Raw genomic sequence first — 15759 nt, 5'->3', positions numbered from 1 at the left:
AAAGGAGTAATCATGGAAAAACAACAGCCTCGCAAAGCAGCCTTGCTGTCAATCATTCCTGGTTTAGGACAAATCTATAACAAACAAAAAGCTAAAGGATTTATTTTCCTTGGTGTTACTATTTTATTTGTTCTGTATTTTCTAACGCTTGCAAGCCCTGAATTGAGCAATTTGATCACACTTGGTGACAAACCTGGTCGTGACAATTCACTTTTCATGCTGATTCGTGGTGCCTTCCACTCTATCTTTGTTGTCGTCTACCTGCTCTTTTATATCTTTAATATCAAGGACGCACATACGACTGCTAAACGTATCAATAATGGTATTCCTGTAGCTCGTACCTTCAAGGATATGATTAAAGGTATTTATGAGAATGGATTCCCATACCTTTTGATTATCCCATCGTATGTAGCGATGACATTTGCGATTATCTTCCCAGTTATCGTAACCTTGATGATCGCCTTTACCAACTATGACTTCCAACACTTGCCACCAAACAAATTGTTGGACTGGGTTGGTTTGACTAACTTCACAAATATCTGGAGCTTAAGTACCTTCCGTTCAGCCTTTGGTTCCGTTCTTTCTTGGACCATTATCTGGGCTTTGTCTGCTTCTACTTTGCAGATTGTGATTGGTATCTTCACCGCTATCATTGCTAATCAACCATTTATCAAAGGAAAACGTATCTTTGGTGTTATTTTCCTTCTTCCTTGGGCTGTTCCAGCCTTCATCACTATCTTGACATTCTCAAACATGTTTAATGATAGTGTCGGTGCCATCAACACCCAAGTCTTGCCTCTTTTGTCTAAGGTCCTTCCTTTCCTAGATGGAGCTCTTATTCCTTGGAAAACAAATCCAACTTGGACTAAGGTTGCCTTGATTATGATGCAAGGTTGGCTAGGATTCCCATACATCTACGTTTTGACCTTGGGTATCTTGCAGTCTATTCCTAACGACCTCTACGAAGCGGCTTACATCGATGGTGCTAATGCTTGGCAAAAATTCCGCAACATCACTTTCCCAATGATCTTGGCTGTTGCAGCACCAACGTTGATCAGCCAATACACCTTCAACTTTAACAACTTCTCTATCATGTACCTCTTTAATGGTGGAGGTCCTGGTACTGTCGGAGGCGGAGCCGGTTCAACTGATATCTTGATTTCATGGATTTACCGTTTGACAACAGGTACATCTCCTCAATACTCTATGGCGGCAGCTGTTACCTTGATTATCTCAATCATTGTCATCTCTATCTCTATGATCGCATTCAAGAAACTACACGCATTTGATATGGAGGACGTCTAAGATGAATAACTCAATCAAACTCAAACGTAGACTGACTCAAACCCTCACTTACCTCTACTTGATTGGCCTATCAATCGTGATCATCTACCCACTTTTGATCACCATCATGTCCGCCTTCAAAGCAGGTAACGTCGCAGCCTTTAAACTAGATACTAACATCGACTTCAATTTTGATAACTTTAAAGGGCTCTTCACCGAAACCTTGTATGGCACTTGGTACTTTAATACTTTGATTATTGCCTTTATCACAATGGCTGTTCAAACAAGTATCATCGTACTTGCAGGTTACGCCTACAGTCGTTACAACTTCTTGGCTCGTAAGCAAAGTTTGGTCTTCTTCTTGATTATCCAAATGGTGCCAACTATGGCCGCTTTGACAGCCTTCTTCGTTATGGCTCTTATGTTGAACGCCCTTAACCATAGCTGGTTCCTCATCTTCCTCTACGTTGGTGGAGGTATTCCGATGAATGCTTGGCTCATGAAAGGCTACTTCGATACTGTGCCAATGTCTCTAGACGAATCTGCAAAACTAGATGGTGCTGGACACTTCCGCCGCTTCTGGCAAATTGTTCTCCCACTCGTTCGCCCAATGGTGGCTGTACAAGCTCTATGGGCCTTCATGGGACCTTTCGGAGACTACATTCTCTCTAGTTTCTTGCTTCGTGAGAAAGAATACTTTACTGTTGCCGTTGGTCTCCAAACCTTCGTTAGCAATGTGAAAAACATGAAGATCGCCTACTTCTCAGCAGGTGCTATCCTCATCGCCCTTCCAATCTGTATTCTCTTCTTCTTCCTACAAAAGAACTTTGTTTCAGGACTTACAAGTGGTGGCGACAAGGGATAATTTATCCCCGCCACCCTTTTTCATTTTGGATCTTACTTGTAAAGTTGAAAGATTAGACACAAGACCACAAATAGTAGCAAAATCCGCTTTTCAAAAAGCAATTTCTCTACTAGACTTGAAATAAAGCACATTTCTCTATATAATAATACTCATATAGAAAACACTTTTAGAAAGATGCCTATGCTTCCATATCCATTCTCGTATTTCTCTAGTATCTGGGGATTTCGTAAGCCCCTATCAAAACGTTTCGGCCTCAACTGGTTTCAGCTTCTCTTTACGAGCATTTTCCTCATCAGCTTGTCTATGGTTCCGATTGCCATTCAAAACAGCTCGCAGGAAACGTATCCACTGGATACTTTTATCGATAATGTCTACACTCCACTGACAGATGAAGCCATCATGGACTTGTCAGAGAATGTACAAATCGTAGATGGAAAGCTGAACTACTCAGGCACTAAGAATCAGCAGCCTTCTCTTTTGATTGGTCCAAGCCAAAGCAAAGAATTGCCAAAGGATTTGCAACTTCATTTTGATACGGAAGAACTCATCATCAGTAAGGAAAGTAAAGAGCTGACTCGTATTCGCTACCGGGCGATTCAAACGGAGAGTTTCCAGAGTAAGGAAAGTTTGACCCAGGCTATTTCTAAAGACTGGTACCAACAGAACCGTGTCTATATCAGTCTCTTTCTCGTCCTTGGTGCTAGCTTCCTCTTTGGATTGAATTTCTTCATTGTCTCTCTTGGAGCTAGTCTTCTCCTTTATATCACCAAAAAATCACGCCTCTTTTCATTTAGGAGCTTTAAAGAGTGCTACCATTTTATCTTGAACTGTTTAGGATTACCAACTTTGATTACACTTATTTTGGGACTTTTTGGCCAAAATATGACAACCCTTATCACTGTACAAAACATTCTTTTTGTTCTTTATCTGGTCACCATCTTTTATAAAACACATTACCGCGATCCAGATTATCATAAATAGGAGATTTTTATGCCCGTTACGATTAAAGATGTGGCCAAGGCTGCAGGTGTCTCACCTTCAACCGTAACCCGCGTTATTCAAAACAAATCAACAATTAGTGATGAAACCAAAAAACGAGTTCGCAAGGCTATGAAGGAACTCAACTACCATCCCAATCTCAATGCTCGTAGCCTAGTTAGCAGCTATACTCAAGTTATCGGTTTGGTGCTTCCTGATGACTCGGATGCCTTTTACCAAAATCCTTTCTTCCCATCTGTCCTTCGTGGTATCGCCCAAGTCGCGTCCGAAAACCACTACGCTATTCAGATTGCAACGGGGAAAGATGAGAAGGAACGTCTCAATGCCATCTCACAAATGGTCTATGGAAAACGTGTTGATGGCCTGATCTTCCTCTACGCTCAAGAAGAAGATCCACTGGTAAAGCTCGTAGCGGAGGAACAGTTCCCTTTCCTTATCCTCGGAAAATCCATTTCACCCTTTATCCCTCTTGTTGATAATGACAATGTCCAAGCCGGTTTTGATGCAACTGAGTATTTCATCAAAAAAGGATGCAGACGGATCGCCTTTATCGGAGGAACCAAGAAACTTTTCGTTACACAAGACCGTCTAAGAGGTTACGAATTGGCACTCAAACAACACCAACTTCCGATTGATACCCACTTAACCTACTTTGCGACCGAATTTCTAGAAGAAAAAGGGTATCAGTTCAGTGAACTCCTGTTCAATCACGATCCGCAGATTGATGCCATCATCACAACCGACAGCCTTTTAGCTGAAGGGGTTTGCGACTACATCAGTAAGCATCAGTTAAATGTTCCTGTCTTGAGTTTTGACTCTGTCAATCCTCGACTTGACCTTGTAGCTTATGTCGATATCAATAGCTTAGAACTTGGGCGCGTTTCCTTTGAAACCATTCTCCAAATCATCAACGATGCTAAAAACAATAAACAGATTTGTTACCGTCAGTTGATTGCCCACAAAATTATCGAAAAATAAAGACCAGCTCCAGAGCTGGTCTTTTGAGTATTATTAATTGTCCGTTTCTACGAATCGTCCTAGGATGTGGACATTTTCGGATACAGAGACAAAGGCTGTCGGATCAACTTGTTTCATGATGTGTTTAAAATCATTAAACTCTGCTCGCGTGATAACCGTAATCAAGACTGCTTTTCTCTCATGATTATAGGTTCCTTCTGCATCGTGGATCATGGTAGCGCCTCGGTGCAATTTTTTATGGATTTTTTCGATTACCTTGTCAGGATTATTGGTTACAATCATGGCCTGCATCCGTTTTTGCTTGGTAAAGACAGCGTCTGTCACACGACTGGATACAAAAATAGTAATCATGGAGTAGAGGGCGTATTTCCAACCAAAGGTCAAACCTGCTATCAGCATAATAGTTCCATTTACCAAGAAAGAGATACTACCAACATTTCTCCCTGTTTTCTTTCGAATGGTCAGACTGACGATATCTGTACCTCCGCTAGAAATATTGTTACGGAGCGCAAAACCAATCCCCAAGCCCATGACAACACCCCCAAAAAGGGCATTGATAATGGGATCCTCTGTCAAGATCACAACTGGCACAAGCTGGATAAAGAGGGAACTCATGGATACTGTGATAAAGGTAAAGATTGTAAACTTATGCCCAATCTGATACCAAGCCAAAATCATCAACGGAAAATTAATAGCATAAAAGGTTAGCGATATCGGAATGTAAAACCCAAACCAGTGATGACTCAAGGCAGAGACAATCTGTGCCAGACCTGTCGCACCACTGGAGTAAACGTGCCCTGGTTGAAAAAAGAAATTGACCGCTACTGCTGACAAAAAGCCATAAACCAGAGAAGCCGATACTTTCTCATCATATTTTTCCCGAGAGATACTTTGTAAAACTCGTAAGATTTTTATCTGATAAGCAAAGCGGCGCAGATAATAGCGCCACCGCTTAGTTCGTTTCGCTTGTTTCATCTTGTTCTACTTGTAGACTGAGTTCTTCTAGTTGTTTGAGAGCGACTGTTGATGGGGCTTGCGTCATTGGATCCGTCGCCTTGTTGTTCTTAGGGAAGGCAATGACTTCACGGATATTTTCTTCTCCTGCTAAGAGCATGACAAAGCGGTCAAGCCCGATAGCCAAACCTCCGTGTGGTGGGAATCCATAGTCCATGGCTTCCAGAAGGAAACCAAACTGGTCATTTGCTTCTTCAGCTGAGAAACCAAGAGCCTTGAACATGCGTTCTTGAAGGTCTTTTTGGTTGATACGAAGACTACCACCGCCAAGCTCATAACCGTTCAAAACGATATCGTAAGCAATGGCACGAACATTGGCCAATTCACCCTCTAGTTCGTGAGCTGTTTCTTCCTGTGGAAGAGTAAATGGATGGTGGGCACTCATGTAGCGACCTTCTTCTTCAGACCATTCAAACATTGGCCAGTCAACAACCCAAAGGAAGTTGAATTTGTCACTATCAATCAAGCCAAGCTCTTTGGCAATACGGCCACGAAGGGCACCTAGTGTTGCATTCGCCACTTCAAGCGTATCCGCCACAAAGAGAACCAAATCCTTATCTTCAAGACCAAGTGCTGCTGTCAATTCTGCTTGGATACCAGTTAAGAACTTGGCAACCGGTCCATTTAATTCTCCATCAACTACCTTTACCCAAGCAAGGCCTTTAGCCCCGTACTGCTTGGCTACTTCTGTCATTTTGTCGATATCTTTACGTGAATAATTGTCCGCAGCCCCTTTGACTACAATTGCTTTTACGGCAGGAGCTTCTGAAAAGACTTTGAAGTCTACACCTTTGACCACTTCTGTTAAGTCTTGAAGCAACATGTCAAAACGTGTATCTGGTTTATCAGAACCATAAAGGGCCATAGCTTCATCGTACTTCATACGTGGGAAGGGAAGGGTTACTTCAATTCCTTTTGTTTCCTTCATCACGTGCGCAATCAAGCCTTCTGTAATATCTTGGATTTCTTGCTCACTAAGGAATGACGTTTCCAAGTCGACCTGGGTAAACTCAGGCTGACGGTCTCCACGCAAGTCTTCATCGCGGAAACATTTAACGATTTGGTAATAGCGGTCAAATCCAGCATTCATCAAGAGCTGCTTGGTAATCTGTGGACTTTGAGGAAGAGCGTAGAAATGCCCTTTATTGACACGAGATGGCACCAAATAGTCACGCGCCCCTTCTGGTGTTGACTTAGAAAGGAATGGCGTCTCCACATCGATAAACTCCAACTCGTCCAAGTAGTTGCGGATAGAGTGGGTCACCTTGGCACGAAGTTTAAGATTTTCCAACATTTCTGGACGACGAAGGTCAAGGTAACGGTAACGCAAACGTGTATCGTCATTGGCCTCAATCCCATCTTTAATCTCAAAAGGTGTTGTTTTGGCTGTATTCAGCACTATAAGAGCTGTCACATTCAACTCAACCGCACCCGTTGGCAACTTATCATTAGCTTGCTCACGCGCAACGACTTGTCCAGTCACCTCGATGACAAATTCGCTACGAAGGCTTTCAGCTGTTGCCATGACCTCTGCAGATACTTTTTCAGGGTTGATAACCAACTGCATGATCCCTTCACGGTCACGAAGGTCGATAAAAACCAAACCACCAAGGTCACGACGACGTCCAACCCATCCTTTCAAGGTCATTTCTTGTCCGATGTGTTCCTCACGAACACGACCAGCATACATACTACGTTTCATTGTTTCTCTCCTCTTTTATTCTGTTACTATTTTACCATAAAAGCGCAGGCTCTTCATGAAAATCAGCAGAAAAGTTTGATTGACTTTAGGAATCAAAACAAACAGACAAAAAATCCGATGAAAATGTCATCGGATTCCCTGATTATGATTCTTAACCTTTTTTACGCTTTTCGGCAATCTCAGCTGCCTTTTTGGGTAGGACAATCTCCGTCGCATAAGCCGAAGCAAAACGTAAGATTCCAGCAATAGGCGCAAAAACCACTGCTAGATAGTTGTAAAAGAAATCGCCTTTAAAGGCATAGGCAAGTGACCCGATAATAAAGAAGAGAACGACTGCCTGTATCACTGCTAACAAAATTACTCGTTTCATGTGACCTCCTGACTCTATTATAGCATGAGTATCATCAAAAAGCCGATTAAATTATTCAAAGCATGTAAAGAAATGCTGTAAAGAAGGCCTTTTCGACTCACATAAGCCAGGCCTAAACTCAATCCCAGACTAGCATAGACTAAAAACTGTTGCAAAGTCCCTGGAAAATGAATCAAGGCAAAAAGGACACTCGATACAAGAAGAAACAGAGCTGTCTGTTTGCTATTGTCCTGCATAGGAAAGAGATAGCGCGCCAGCATCCCTCTAAAAATGAGTTCTTCCGTCAGAGGAGCAAAGACCACCACCATAAAGAAACCAAATGCAGGCTGAGCTAGTGTCAATTGTGATACAGTCTGTTGATTAGCCGACGGATCATCTGGCAAATAGAACTGGGCTGTAATCGCCACTAGCAAAACCAGAGTAGGCAACCAGATATAACGATTAAAAGCAGTCGTCTGGATGCTAACCTTTTCTGTCTGATACCACTTGTAAACTCCATAAACATAGGCTCCTGACAGGGCGATATAAAGTGGCAAGACTCCATAGATTGAAGCCCCTAGTCCAAGAGCTGACAGTGCCATACTCTGAACCAGACCATAACCAAAGAAAAAGGATAGAACAGCTAGAAGAAACCAGCCAAGATTTTTAAGTAATTTCATATGGGCCTCCTATTTGAAATAACGTTTTGTTTTTCGCAATTGTGCAACATTGGTATACAAATGGATGACAACTGCCACGAGCAGAGCAACCAACTGTACTTGTCCTAATACCATAGATAGAACTACTAAGACAATATAGATACCTGGTATAATGAGCTGATTGACCTTGAATAAGATCAAGTAAGCTTCTTCCATCTCAGCCTGTTTTTCTCCCTCATCATAAGTATCGAGGTATTCCAAAACTTCCTTTGGAGTCGCCATAACAGAAAGTTTATAGTTACGAATCTTGCTGGTGATTTTTAGGCAGTAAACACCCGACCAAATACTTACAACTATCACAAGTAAGGATGTTGCTGATATGCCGAATCTTCCTAAGTCTAAAATCATACAGAATAGCATACTAATTTGGGAAACATTCCAAGCCACTGTACCATAATCCAAGAAACGATACATAGCAAGATAGTCTTGTTCGTTTTCTTCGTCCTCTTCTTCTCTTTGATAGTTTTGATAGGCCTTATTGCTTTTTCTAATAAAATAAAAGGTTAGAGTTGCCGTAATCAGCCCTAGACCAAAAAAGATTGAGAACAAGGCAGAGATTACTTGCTCTTGATTGATACTTAAAGGATTAACTTTAAGAGCTCCGGCAAGTATTCCTAATAAAACTCCGGCAATAAAAACTTTCAGTGCAAAAATGATATGTTTCTTATCCATATTTTAGCCTCTTTCTATAACAAGCCAGACAACCATTGACCAAAGGCTTTACCTGATTCAAAAATAGCTGTCAAGCCTTCTGTTCCAAGTGACACCAAAATCAAACAAACAGCAAGTAAGAGAATAGCTTGGTTTCTAGCTTTTTTTGCTCCATCCCCCAAGGGTTCATTGCCAAGCCAACCTGCTAGATAAGCATAGGCTGTAACTGTTAAAATACCAATCTCTGTAGAAGAGAGAAACAACAAAACTGTCACCAAACGAACGATATTGGCTTGAATGTTAAAATAATTTCCTAAACCTGCACAAACACCTGCAAGTGCTTTGTGTTCAGTATCGACTTGAAAACCCGCTGAAAACTCTTTCATAACTTTTCTCCTTTTACAATCTCTTTAAACTTTATCTTTCTCTCTACCCATCTAAAGACTAATAGTAAAACTATGTTAATCCAGAAGAGGTATTTACTTTCAACAATTGTAAACCAACCAAATAGGCTTCCAATCATAGCCAAAAGATTTACGATAAACACAACTATAGATAGATAATAAATCACTTTATACTTGTTCATCACTCATCCTCCTCTAAGCGAAAGACTGACTCGACTGGCTCATTGAATATCTGAGCAATCTTCAGGGCAATGACGATGGATGGCGTGTACTCATCCCGCTCAAGCAAGCTGATGGTTTGCCTGGACACGCCAGCTAGTTTGGCCAGCTCTGTTTGATTCAGGCCATCGCGAGCCCGAAGCTCTTTTAGACGATTTTTTAGCATGTCTTTTTTCTCCTTTGTTCTTATCTTGATTTCATTGTAACATATCTTTTTATTTTTGATAATCATATTTGTCAAAAAGCTTAAGATTTTTGTCATTTTGCAAAAGAAAACGGTCAGGAATATGATCCTGACCAGTTTTAGATACTATTAAAAGCCTAATTTTTCAAAGGTTTCTGAGAAATTTTGATTGATAGCATCAAGTGACACTTGCACTTCTTCTCGGGTTTGGTTGTTCTTGACCGTCACTTGTCCGCTTTCGACTTCGCTCTCTCCGAGAGTAATGAGGGTCTTAGCAGCAAAAACATCGGCTGACTTGAACTGAGCTTTGAGTTTACGGTTGAGGTAATCACGCTCTGCTTTGAATCCTTGTTGGCGAAGAGCCTGTACCAACTCCAAGGCCTTGACATTTGCGTCTTCACCCAAGACTGCGATATAGACATCTAGAGCGTTCTCGATAGGAAGGGCCACACCTTGTTTTTCAAGGATGAGGAGCAGACGCTCTACACCAAGTCCAAAACCAAATCCAGCAGTCTCAGGGCCACCAAAGTAGGAAACCAAGCCATCGTAGCGACCTCCTGCACAGACCGTCAATTCATTGCCCTCGATTTCAGTGATAAACTCGAAAATCGTGTGGTTGTAGTAGTCCAGACCACGAACCATATTGGTATCGATGATATAGTCTACACCCAGATTTTCCAACATCTGACGCACAGCATCAAAATGAGCTTGACTTTCTTCATCAAGGAAGTCCAAGATAGACGGCGCATTCTCCACAGCCACCTTGTCTTCTTTTTCCTTAGAGTCCAAGACACGGAGAGGATTTTCCTCCAAGCGACGTTGGCTATCCTTAGATAGGGTCTCCTTGAGCGGTGTCAAATAATCAATCAAGGCTTGACGGTAAGCCGCACGGCTCTCAGGATTTCCAAGAGTGTTGAGGTGTAGTTTGACACCTTGGATGCCGATTTCTTTCAAGAAATGAGCTGCCATAGCGATGGTTTCCACATCGGTAGCTGGATTGCTTGAGCCAAAGCACTCGACACCAATCTGGTGGAACTGACGCAAACGACCTGCTTGCGGACGCTCATAACGGAACATAGGTCCCATGTAATAGAACTTACTTGGCTTTTGCACTTCTGGAGCAAAGAGTTTATTTTCCACATAGGAACGGACAACGGGCGCAGTTCCTTCTGGACGAAGAGTGATATGGCGGTCACCCTTGTCATAGAAATCGTACATTTCCTTGGTTACGATATCCGTCGTATCTCCGACAGAGCGACTGATGACCTCGTAATGCTCAAAAATAGGCGTACGCACTTCTGCATAGTTATAGCGCTTGAAAATTTCACGGGCAAAGCCCTCAACGTACTGCCACTTGGCAGATTCAGCAGGTAAAATATCCTGCGTTCCTTTTGGTTTTTGTAATTTCATAGGGAATCCTCTTTAAACTTAATAGTCTTATTTTACCATAAATAAAGGGATTAAAACAGTGAGAGTAGAAAATCTCAAGAGAGTCTTTTCAGAAAATTCATCAAAAACTTGCTAAATTGTCAGAATTATGAGAAAATAGAGGATATTTATCAGGTGGAGGGACTGTAATGAGAGACGATATCAAAATCAATGACCGCGCTTTGGCCTTGCAAGACCAAATTATCGAAAAACTAGAGAAGGTTTTTGATACAGATGTGGAATTGGATGTTTACAATCTGGGCTTGATTTATGAAATCAATCTGGACGAAACAGGTCTCTGCAAGATTGTCATGACTTTCACTGATACTGCCTGCGATTGCGCCGAAAGCCTGCCTATCGAAATCGTCGCAGGTTTGAAACAAATCGAGGGTATCGAAGATGTCAAGGTTGAAGTTACCTGGTCGCCTGCCTGGAAGATCACACGAATCAGTCGCTACGGCCGTATTGCCCTTGGACTGCCACCTCGTTAATACTCTTCAAAAATCAAATTCAAACCACGTCAGCGTCGGCTTGTCGTACTCAAGTACTGCCTGCGCCTAGCTTTCTAGTTTGCTCTTTGATTTTTATTGAGTATAAGCAGGCAAATCACTTTTGAAGATGAAAAAAAGCAAGCCAAAATGGCTTGCTTTTTGAGTTTATTTTTTACCTGACTTGTCCATATTCCAGAAGTCTGTCACAGCTCCGCGTGAAGCAGATGATACGATATGGGCATATTTACCGAGGACACCACGGCTGTATAGTGGTGGCAAGGTTGTTTCTGCCTTGCGTTTTTCAAGTTCTTCTTCGGATACGGCCATGGAAATTTCTTTGGTATCTTGGTCAACCGTAACGATATCACCTGTACGAAGGTAGGCAATTGGTCCACCATCCTGAGCTTCAGGAGCGATATGTCCAACAACCAGACCATAAGTACCACCAGAGAAGCGTCCGTCTGTCAAGAGGGCAACCTTGTCTCCTTGACCTTTACCAACGATCATGGATGAAAGTGACAGCATCTCAGGCATACCAGGACCTCCCTTAGGTCCAACGAAACGCACAACGACAACATCGCCATCAACGATTTCGTCTGTCAAGACAGCCTGAATAGCATCTTCTTCTGAGTCAAAGACTTTAGCCGGTCCAACGTGACGACGAACTTTAACACCTGATACCTTGGCAACTGCTCCATCAGGGGCAAGGTTCCCGTTCAAGATAATCAATGGTCCGTCTGCACGTTTTGGATTTTCCAGTGGCATGATAACTTTTTGACCTGGTGTAAGGTCTGCAAAATCGGCCAAGTTTTCAGCAACGGTCTTACCAGTACATGTGATGCGGTCGCCATGAAGGAAACCATTTGCCAGCAAGTACTTCATGACCGCTGGAACCCCACCGACTTCGTAGAGGTCTTGGAAGACATACTGACCAGAAGGTTTCAAGTCGGCCAAGTGAGGCACACGCTCTTGGATCGTATTGAAGTCCTCAAGTGACAAGTCAACATTGGCGGCATGGGCAATGGCAAGCAAGTGAAGAGTCGCATTGGTTGACCCACCTAGAGCCATGGTTACTGTGATAGCATCTTCAAAGGCTTCACGAGTCAAGATATCTGATGGTTTGAGACCAAGCTCCAGCATCTTAACAACAGCACGTCCTGCTGCTTCGATATCTTCTTTCTTGTCAGCTGATTCAGCTGGGTGAGATGAAGATCCTGGCAAACTCATACCGAGAACTTCGATAGCAGTCGCCATGGTATTAGCTGTATACATACCACCACAGCCACCAGGGCCAGGGCAGGCATTACATTCAAGACGTTTCACGTCCTCAGCTGTCATATCACCGTGGTTCCATTTTCCGATTCCCTCAAAGACAGAAACCAAATCGATGTCTTTTCCATCAAGATTTCCGGGTGCAATGGTTCCACCATAGGCGAAAATAGCTGGAATGTCCATGTTGGCAATGGCAATCATAGAACCAGGCATGTTCTTGTCACAGCCACCGATAGCGACAAAGGCATCCACGTTGTGACCACCCATAGCCGCCTCGATTGAGTCTGCAATGATATCGCGAGATGTTAGAGAGAAACGCATACCCGGCGTTCCCATGGCAATCCCGTCCGCTACGGTAATGGTACCAAACTGAACAGGCCAAGCACCCGCCGATTTGACACCCTCTTTGGCCAATTTCCCAAAATCATGCAAGTGAATGTTACATGGCGTATTTTCTGCCCAAGTCGAAATTACCCCAACAATCGGTGTTTCAAAGTCCTTATCTGTCATACCAGTCGCACGAAGCATGGCACGGTTTGGTGATTTAACCATACTGTCATAAATGCTACTGCGGTGACGTTTATCTAATTCAGTCATCTTATTCCTCCCGTTTCAGTTTTTACTATTATAGCACATTTCAAAAGCAATGAACAGAATAAAATTCTTGAATTTTCAGAAAATTCCGATTAACAACTTCTAATTTTTTCATCTTTTTTTGTCAAGTAACTTTACTTTACAAAAAAAATGTGTTATTCTAATATGGTTGATGAAAATCACTAGATTGAATCGAATTTAAATATCTAAAGGAGAAATCAAAATGGCAGTACCTGCACGTCGCACTTCAAAAGCGAAGAAAAACAAACGTCGTACACACTACAAAGTAACAGCTCCATCTGTAAACTTTGACGAAACTACTGGAGATTACTCACGTTCTCACCGCGTATCACTTAAAGGATACTACAAAGGACGTAAAATCGCTAAAGCTGCATCAGCTGAATAATAGAAGGGAGATACCATGCGCGTAAATATTACACTTGAACACAAAGAATCTGGTGAACGCTTGTACCTTACTTCTAAAAACAAACGTAACACTCCAGACCGTCTTCAATTGAAGAAATACTCACCAAAACTTCGCAAACACGTAGTGTTTACAGAAGTTAAATAAGCACACCTAACTCAAAACGCCTTACTGGGCGTTTTTTGCTTTATTGGTTAGCGATCTATAGTTTTTCAGGAGAGATTTATGGCGTTTTATCTTTGGATGTTTCCTCTACTTTTTATCTTTCACGATATGGAAGAAATTATCGGTCTTGTCCCTTGGATCCGTCTCAACAAAACCTTACTGACCCAAAAGGCTCCAGCTATTCTCAAGATTCACAAAGGAATTACAACAGAGGGATTTGCCCTTGCTGTTTTTGAAGAATTTTTCCTTGTCTTAACCATCACTTTATTAGCGTTTTTTACTCAATCTAGAGCGCTCGAATTGGTTTGGTTAGGAGGATTTGCGGCCTTCGCGCTTCATCTCTTGCTCCATATTGGACAATCAATTCTTCTCCGCAAGTATATTCCTGCTCTAATCACTTCTATCCTTTGTTTTCCTATCAGTGCTTATTTGATTACAGACATCGTGCATTTGTGGCAGGTTTCGACTAGCGAATTTTTCCTATTTTCACTGGTCGGTTCAGGCATCGTCGTCATCAATCTCCTCTTTGCTCTCTGGCTTGGGAAAAAGTATTCCACCTGGCTTGCCCATAACCATTAACAAAAGTTCCTTGCAATTTCATTTTGCAGGGAATTTTTTTATCCTCCTTCACAGTTAAGAAATGTTCTATAGTTTTTTAAGACAAAGCAAAAAGCCCACTGTTGTAGGCTTTCTGTAAGATATTTCTTAAAATTAAAGCATTTTGTTATCTTCCTACTTAATAGGTACAGAAAAACAGGACTAAGCCTGCTCAGTTTTTTGCCCTGTTTCTACAAAAGTTTATTGCTTATAAATAAGTATAGAAAATGCAAAGGGTAACTAAAAGGGGAATTAAATCGATGAGTTCAGTAAGCAAGTAAATTGCACCTGTTATAGGTGCTTTTTATTTTGCTACTATTATATTACAAAAAGCACCATACGGTGCTTTTTCTTTTATTACTCTTTTTCTTCAAGGTTTTTATCATCTCTTGCTTTACTCTTCTTAAATACACTAATATAAGCCACAGCACTTGCTAATAAGATACCTAACCCTTGTATATTTTTGTTGTTATAAATAAGGAACATCGAACCTATTACAATTATTATTCCTATTATTCCGGCAAAAATGACACCCAAAAGAGCATCTCTGTTATTTGCAGTAACAACTTTTTTCTCTAAATCCATACGGTGTGTAGACTGTTGTTCCGCCATTTTCATTATTCTATCTGCACCGTTAGGAATTGAAGCATTAAACTCCTTTAATAGATGTGGAGGAGGAATTGGCCCTGAATAACTCATGCTTTCAACACGTTGAGCTATCAGTTTATCTGTAACTTCTTCTCGAACATCTGTTGGTTGTTTTTCGATGAACTCTGTAACTTGATGAGCCGTTGTAAGGTTGGATTTAGAATTAGGGTTGGAGCTAGGCTTGTGCTTTGACTTCTTTTTTGAATTGCTCATAAGCCCCCCTGATATCATTACCAATCATAAACCAATCATTAAAAATAGCTTTTTTATCAGCTTCTTCACCAGAGTGTGATGTATTGTAAACTCTCTTGTTTCTTGTGGATGCAATATCAAGAACTCTGGATACTCCTGATAAAAAATCATTTTCAGCCACTAGAAAAGTTGTCTTCTTATTCATGATTTGCCTCCTAGTAAAAATATTGTACGAATCAAAATCAATCCATACTATATCAAGTATACACTTTTTAAAAAAATTTGTCACTACTTTAATTCAACTTTCTAAAAAAGATTAAAATATATACTTACTTATTCGAAAAACTTAATGCTATTATTTGGAAATTAAAAAATTAACTTTCATTATCGCTTATACCTTTTGCAATGTTTTCTATATCAGCTTTTTTATTCTTTAAATGGTAATCTTTGACCTCCCTATTATTTTCTTTTAACATTCTATGATTTTACAATATCCTTGTATTTAAAAGTTTTTTAGGCTATAATTAAATTAACGAATAGAGGTTTTCCATCTCCCCTTGAAACAGAACTTTCTGCGGTA

The 15759-nt window shown here is 41.3% G+C and carries 20 protein-coding genes; 8 read left to right on the top strand and 12 right to left on the bottom strand.

The features are described from left to right. Positions 1 to 12 precede the first annotated feature (12 nt). The 4 genes from HF881_RS08405 to HF881_RS08390 all read left to right on the top strand — a co-directional run bounded on the left by HF881_RS08405 (position 13) and on the right by HF881_RS08390 (position 4126). Complete coding sequence (locus HF881_RS08405; RefSeq protein ID WP_169447120.1) at positions 13 to 1305, top strand: sugar ABC transporter permease; 1293 nt, start codon at positions 13 to 15, stop codon at positions 1303 to 1305. A gap of 1 nt (position 1306) precedes the next feature. Next, on the top strand, positions 1307 to 2149 hold the full coding sequence (locus HF881_RS08400) for a sugar ABC transporter permease (RefSeq protein WP_143989103.1): 843 nt from the start codon (positions 1307 to 1309) through the stop codon (positions 2147 to 2149). A 180-nt stretch (positions 2150 to 2329) separates the two neighbouring features. Continuing rightward, entirely contained in the window at positions 2330 to 3130 is an 801-nt protein-coding gene (locus tag HF881_RS08395; RefSeq protein ID WP_169447119.1) for a DUF1189 family protein, read from the top strand. A 9-nt stretch (positions 3131 to 3139) separates the two neighbouring features. Then, a complete protein-coding gene (locus tag HF881_RS08390) occupies positions 3140 to 4126 on the top strand; it encodes a LacI family DNA-binding transcriptional regulator (RefSeq protein WP_169447118.1) in 987 nt (328 codons plus the stop codon). Between the two features lie 33 nt (positions 4127 to 4159). On the opposite strand, the gene HF881_RS08385 is transcribed toward HF881_RS08390, so the two are convergent. From HF881_RS08385 to hisS, 9 genes are all read right to left on the bottom strand, one after another. After that, complete coding sequence (locus HF881_RS08385; RefSeq protein ID WP_169447117.1) at positions 4160 to 5101, bottom strand: YitT family protein; 942 nt, start codon at positions 5099 to 5101, stop codon at positions 4160 to 4162. Further along, positions 5079 to 6842: an aspartate--tRNA ligase gene (gene aspS, locus HF881_RS08380; RefSeq protein ID WP_169447116.1), complete on the bottom strand. Its 1764-nt coding sequence runs from the start codon at positions 6840 to 6842 to the stop codon at positions 5079 to 5081. The genes HF881_RS08385 and aspS overlap by 23 nt, the downstream gene beginning before the upstream one ends. Positions 6843 to 6993: 151 nt before the next feature. Continuing rightward, positions 6994 to 7212, bottom strand: a complete 219-nt coding sequence (locus HF881_RS08375) for a hypothetical protein (RefSeq protein ID WP_169447115.1) — start codon at positions 7210 to 7212, stop codon at positions 6994 to 6996. Positions 7213 to 7229: 17 nt separating this feature from the next. Further along, complete coding sequence (locus HF881_RS08370) at positions 7230 to 7871, bottom strand: type II CAAX endopeptidase family protein (RefSeq protein ID WP_169447114.1); 642 nt, start codon at positions 7869 to 7871, stop codon at positions 7230 to 7232. Positions 7872 to 7880: 9 nt separating this feature from the next. Then, positions 7881 to 8582 (bottom strand): DUF3169 family protein, encoded by a 702-nt coding sequence (locus HF881_RS08365; protein ID WP_169447113.1) that lies wholly within the window; start codon positions 8580 to 8582, stop codon positions 7881 to 7883. Positions 8583 to 8596: 14 nt separating this feature from the next. Beyond that, on the bottom strand, positions 8597 to 8947 hold the full coding sequence (locus HF881_RS08360) for a PspC domain-containing protein (protein ID WP_169447112.1): 351 nt from the start codon (positions 8945 to 8947) through the stop codon (positions 8597 to 8599). Further along, positions 8944 to 9147: a hypothetical protein gene (locus HF881_RS08355; protein ID WP_001046116.1), complete on the bottom strand. Its 204-nt coding sequence runs from the start codon at positions 9145 to 9147 to the stop codon at positions 8944 to 8946. The genes HF881_RS08360 and HF881_RS08355 overlap by 4 nt, the downstream gene beginning before the upstream one ends. Further along, complete coding sequence (locus HF881_RS08350) at positions 9147 to 9350, bottom strand: helix-turn-helix transcriptional regulator (RefSeq protein ID WP_000916945.1); 204 nt, start codon at positions 9348 to 9350, stop codon at positions 9147 to 9149. The genes HF881_RS08355 and HF881_RS08350 overlap by 1 nt, the downstream gene beginning before the upstream one ends. Positions 9351 to 9497: 147 nt before the next feature. Further along, positions 9498 to 10778, bottom strand: a complete 1281-nt coding sequence (gene hisS, locus HF881_RS08345; protein WP_169447111.1) for a histidine--tRNA ligase — start codon at positions 10776 to 10778, stop codon at positions 9498 to 9500. Between the two features lie 167 nt (positions 10779 to 10945). On the opposite strand from hisS, the gene HF881_RS08340 reads away from it, so the two are divergent. Continuing rightward, positions 10946 to 11287, top strand: a complete 342-nt coding sequence (locus tag HF881_RS08340; protein WP_001204052.1) for a metal-sulfur cluster assembly factor — start codon at positions 10946 to 10948, stop codon at positions 11285 to 11287. Positions 11288 to 11452: 165 nt separating this feature from the next. Here HF881_RS08340 and ilvD read toward each other — a convergent pair whose 3' ends face one another. After that, positions 11453 to 13156 carry a dihydroxy-acid dehydratase gene (gene ilvD / locus HF881_RS08335; protein WP_000137343.1) on the bottom strand — a complete coding sequence of 568 codons (1704 nt, stop codon included), beginning with the start codon at positions 13154 to 13156 and terminating at the stop codon, positions 11453 to 11455. A 220-nt stretch (positions 13157 to 13376) separates the two neighbouring features. Here ilvD and rpmF point away from each other — a divergent pair, with 220 nt between their 5' ends. The 3 genes from rpmF (at position 13377) to HF881_RS08320 (ending at position 14321) form a co-directional block, all read left to right on the top strand. Then, positions 13377 to 13559, top strand: coding sequence for a 50S ribosomal protein L32 (gene rpmF / locus HF881_RS08330; protein ID WP_000290417.1), 183 nt, complete (start codon positions 13377 to 13379; stop codon positions 13557 to 13559). Between the two features lie 15 nt (positions 13560 to 13574). Continuing rightward, positions 13575 to 13724, top strand: a complete 150-nt coding sequence (rpmG, locus tag HF881_RS08325) for a 50S ribosomal protein L33 (RefSeq protein WP_001265622.1) — start codon at positions 13575 to 13577, stop codon at positions 13722 to 13724. A 78-nt stretch (positions 13725 to 13802) separates the two neighbouring features. After that, entirely contained in the window at positions 13803 to 14321 is a 519-nt protein-coding gene (locus tag HF881_RS08320; protein ID WP_169447110.1) for an HXXEE domain-containing protein, read from the top strand. 375 nt (positions 14322 to 14696) lie between these two features. Here HF881_RS08320 and HF881_RS08315 read toward each other — a convergent pair whose 3' ends face one another. After that, positions 14697 to 15200, bottom strand: a complete 504-nt coding sequence (locus HF881_RS08315; RefSeq protein WP_169447109.1) for a DUF2335 domain-containing protein — start codon at positions 15198 to 15200, stop codon at positions 14697 to 14699. Further along, entirely contained in the window at positions 15163 to 15384 is a 222-nt protein-coding gene (locus tag HF881_RS08310; protein ID WP_169447108.1) for a hypothetical protein, read from the bottom strand. The genes HF881_RS08315 and HF881_RS08310 overlap by 38 nt, the downstream gene beginning before the upstream one ends. Positions 15385 to 15759 lie beyond the last annotated feature (375 nt).

Source organism: Streptococcus sp. WB01_FAA12, from assembly GCF_012843315.1.
Lineage (GTDB): Bacteria > Bacillota > Bacilli > Lactobacillales > Streptococcaceae > Streptococcus.
This window is presented reverse-complemented; position numbering and strand designations above follow the sequence as displayed.

Excerpts from the sequence above, each read along its gene's own strand:
- HF881_RS08315 (WP_169447109.1), bottom strand. The coding sequence starts at position 15,200 with ATGAGCAATTCAAAAAAGAAGTCAAAGCACAAGCCTAGCTCCAACCCT.
- HF881_RS08360 (WP_169447112.1), bottom strand. The coding sequence starts at position 8,947 with ATGAAAGAGTTTTCAGCGGGTTTTCAAGTCGATACTGAACACAAAGCA.
- aspS (WP_169447116.1), bottom strand. The coding sequence starts at position 6,842 with ATGAAACGTAGTATGTATGCTGGTCGTGTTCGTGAGGAACACATCGGA.
- ilvD (WP_000137343.1), bottom strand. The coding sequence starts at position 13,156 with ATGACTGAATTAGATAAACGTCACCGCAGTAGCATTTATGACAGTATG.
- HF881_RS08355 (WP_001046116.1), bottom strand. The coding sequence starts at position 9,147 with ATGAACAAGTATAAAGTGATTTATTATCTATCTATAGTTGTGTTTATC.
- HF881_RS08370 (WP_169447114.1), bottom strand. The coding sequence starts at position 7,871 with ATGAAATTACTTAAAAATCTTGGCTGGTTTCTTCTAGCTGTTCTATCC.
- HF881_RS08365 (WP_169447113.1), bottom strand. The coding sequence starts at position 8,582 with ATGGATAAGAAACATATCATTTTTGCACTGAAAGTTTTTATTGCCGGA.
- HF881_RS08385 (WP_169447117.1), bottom strand. The coding sequence starts at position 5,101 with ATGAAACAAGCGAAACGAACTAAGCGGTGGCGCTATTATCTGCGCCGC.
- HF881_RS08395 (WP_169447119.1), top strand. The coding sequence starts at position 2,330 with ATGCTTCCATATCCATTCTCGTATTTCTCTAGTATCTGGGGATTTCGT.
- HF881_RS08400 (WP_143989103.1), top strand. The coding sequence starts at position 1,307 with ATGAATAACTCAATCAAACTCAAACGTAGACTGACTCAAACCCTCACT.
- hisS (WP_169447111.1), bottom strand. The coding sequence starts at position 10,778 with ATGAAATTACAAAAACCAAAAGGAACGCAGGATATTTTACCTGCTGAA.
- HF881_RS08350 (WP_000916945.1), bottom strand. The coding sequence starts at position 9,350 with ATGCTAAAAAATCGTCTAAAAGAGCTTCGGGCTCGCGATGGCCTGAAT.
- HF881_RS08340 (WP_001204052.1), top strand. The coding sequence starts at position 10,946 with ATGAGAGACGATATCAAAATCAATGACCGCGCTTTGGCCTTGCAAGAC.
- HF881_RS08310 (WP_169447108.1), bottom strand. The coding sequence starts at position 15,384 with ATGAATAAGAAGACAACTTTTCTAGTGGCTGAAAATGATTTTTTATCA.
- HF881_RS08320 (WP_169447110.1), top strand. The coding sequence starts at position 13,803 with ATGGCGTTTTATCTTTGGATGTTTCCTCTACTTTTTATCTTTCACGAT.
- HF881_RS08390 (WP_169447118.1), top strand. The coding sequence starts at position 3,140 with ATGCCCGTTACGATTAAAGATGTGGCCAAGGCTGCAGGTGTCTCACCT.
- rpmF (WP_000290417.1), top strand. The coding sequence starts at position 13,377 with ATGGCAGTACCTGCACGTCGCACTTCAAAAGCGAAGAAAAACAAACGT.
- HF881_RS08375 (WP_169447115.1), bottom strand. The coding sequence starts at position 7,212 with ATGAAACGAGTAATTTTGTTAGCAGTGATACAGGCAGTCGTTCTCTTC.
- rpmG (WP_001265622.1), top strand. The coding sequence starts at position 13,575 with ATGCGCGTAAATATTACACTTGAACACAAAGAATCTGGTGAACGCTTG.
- HF881_RS08405 (WP_169447120.1), top strand. The coding sequence starts at position 13 with ATGGAAAAACAACAGCCTCGCAAAGCAGCCTTGCTGTCAATCATTCCT.